General features: G+C 42.2%; 4 protein-coding genes. 1 reads left to right on the top strand and 3 read right to left on the bottom strand.

Annotated elements, in window-relative coordinates; genetic code table 11:
• The first annotated feature begins 377 nt into the window (after nucleotides 1–377).
• Nucleotides 378–758, top strand: a complete 381-nt coding sequence (locus BUC45_RS07755; protein WP_296971412.1) for an HNH endonuclease signature motif containing protein — start codon at nucleotides 378–380, stop codon at nucleotides 756–758.
• Between the two features lie 32 nt (nucleotides 759–790).
• On the opposite strand, the gene BUC45_RS07750 is transcribed toward BUC45_RS07755, so the two are convergent.
• The 3 genes from BUC45_RS07750 to BUC45_RS07740 form a co-directional block, all read right to left on the bottom strand.
• The gene (locus BUC45_RS07750) at nucleotides 791–1,066 is read right to left on the bottom strand and encodes a type II toxin-antitoxin system YafQ family toxin (RefSeq protein ID WP_296971410.1); all 276 of its coding nucleotides are present in this window, start codon (nucleotides 1,064–1,066) and stop codon (nucleotides 791–793) included.
• Nucleotides 1,063–1,341, bottom strand: a complete 279-nt coding sequence (locus BUC45_RS07745; RefSeq protein ID WP_013779414.1) for a type II toxin-antitoxin system RelB/DinJ family antitoxin — start codon at nucleotides 1,339–1,341, stop codon at nucleotides 1,063–1,065. Before BUC45_RS07745 ends, BUC45_RS07750 begins: the two co-directional genes overlap by 4 nt.
• 263 nt (nucleotides 1,342–1,604) lie before the next feature.
• Nucleotides 1,605–1,839 (bottom strand): type II toxin-antitoxin system RelE/ParE family toxin (locus BUC45_RS07740; protein ID WP_296971408.1); only part of this gene is annotated, 235 nt, incomplete at its 5' end.

Genomic DNA, 1,839 nt, shown 5'->3' with positions numbered 1-1,839 from the left:
ACCTATGTGTATAGTAAATACTAACGATGAACAAAAACCTTTATGGTTTTTAGCGAGAAGGTGCCCGCACCATCTCGTATTTTTATTATATAATTAAATTCGGATCAAATCTTAGCTCTGGGGCTTTTGCTCTCAGGGCTTTTTCTATGCCCTTTTTTAGGAGGTGCCCTATAAAAACAAATAAAAGTATCAGGTGTATATCCTGTTGCTTTGCCAAGGTAGATGAATATGTAAGCGAAAGCAGATGGAAGGCGTATGAGTGCAGCAACCCTGAAAGCAAATATCATAAAGCCTTATTAAATGTATCTGCCGATGGCGACAAGCATACTCGGATATCGTGGTCAGGGTGTGCCTGTGGTGAAAGAAGGTGAATGGGAATGCCCAGAAAACCAAAGATGCCCTGCCGCTATCCCGGTTGTCCAGAACTAACCGAGGATAGGTATTGCCCGGCGCATCAAAAGAAAACAGATAGGGAGTACAACAGAACCAATAGACCTTACAGGAAGCTCTACAACAACAGCCGCTGGCAGCGATTAAGAAAGCGGCATCTGTTGAAGCATCCACTGTGTGTGGAGTGCGAACGAAGAGGACGCTTTACCCCGGCAACAGTGGTGGACCATATCATCCCCCACGAAGGTAGGCTGGAACTGTTCTGGGATGAGAATAATATACAATCCCTTTGCAAGTCCTGCCATGACCGCAAGACTTCCGGAGAGGGATGCTGTGGCAAGAAGGGTGCTGTGTATGGTTACAGATAATAGTGCACCTTATGCACCAGGTAGAGGCAAGGCTAAAACAAATCGCTATGGCTACCGGTTCGAACTAAAACAAGAATTAAATTATTAACATCAATACGGTAAATCAAAAGCCAGTCAGGCTGAATATGGCACTCACGATAACCACTCCATCTGCCGGAAAGGTTATGGTCACGGAATTCGGGTGGCAACTTTTCTCCGGTCGCAAGCATGCGGATACAATCATCTAATAGGGTAATATTAAGCCCACGTTTTTCCGCAAGCTTATAATCCTTTTTAAATTGTGTTGTCCATAAAATCTGGCGGCTCATGATTTTAACTCCCGCAGCGCTTCCTCGACATCAGAATAACGTTTAGCATCTGAGTTATTAGCAATTTGCTCTGCTTCAAGTAGAGCGGCGACTGTCACAGCATTAGGGGTATTTAGAGTGATATCAAAGGGAATACGGCCTTCTCTTATTGATTGGCGTAGAAAAATATTGAAGGCTGTAGTCATATTGAGTCCAAGCTTTGCAAATAGTTCATCCGCCTGTTTTTTAATATCGGCATCGATTCTAAAGCTAACACTAGATGTTTTTTTGGCCAAGGGGATCGCCTCCTTTTCATAGTTTATATAAATATTATAGCAGATATCCCTTGCACTGTAAAGCTAATGTAGTGATATTAGCATTGCAATAACTTTCAAAAAGTAGTATATGCAGTAAATAGTTTTATATGCACGTTAGAGGGTTATGAGGGGGGTCTAATTTTCTAAAGCCAGGTGTGCCTGGAACGGCGGCGGGGTCTCGCGCAAGAATTCGCAAAATTCAAGGGCGGGGGTATAAAGCAAAATAGCCCTCTTTTAGAGAGCTATTTAATATATCTTTTTAGCTGTTCATAAAAGTTTTCACGGGTTCCGGCAAGAAGCACTACAATCTTTTTACCGTCAACTTCGCTGATTGTATAAGCAACTTCATAATTAATACCGTTATAGTTCACATCAAAGCCATAAATACCGGTTAGGTCACCACGTTTTGGCTGACCGATATAAGGGTTTTTACTTAATTTTAGTAGAGCTGTTTTATAGGCTTCTTTTAAGGGCTTT

Origin of the sequence: Tepidanaerobacter sp. EBM-38 (assembly GCA_001896545.1) — a bacterium.
Taxonomy (GTDB): domain Bacteria; phylum Bacillota; class Thermosediminibacteria; order Thermosediminibacterales; family Tepidanaerobacteraceae; genus Tepidanaerobacter.
This window is presented reverse-complemented; position numbering and strand designations above follow the sequence as displayed.

Coding starts and splice junctions, on each gene's coding strand:
- BUC45_RS07750 (WP_296971410.1), bottom strand. CDS start 1,066: ATGAGCCGCCAGATTTTATGGACAACACAATTTAAAAAGGATTATAAG.
- BUC45_RS07755 (WP_296971412.1), top strand. CDS start 378: ATGCCCAGAAAACCAAAGATGCCCTGCCGCTATCCCGGTTGTCCAGAA.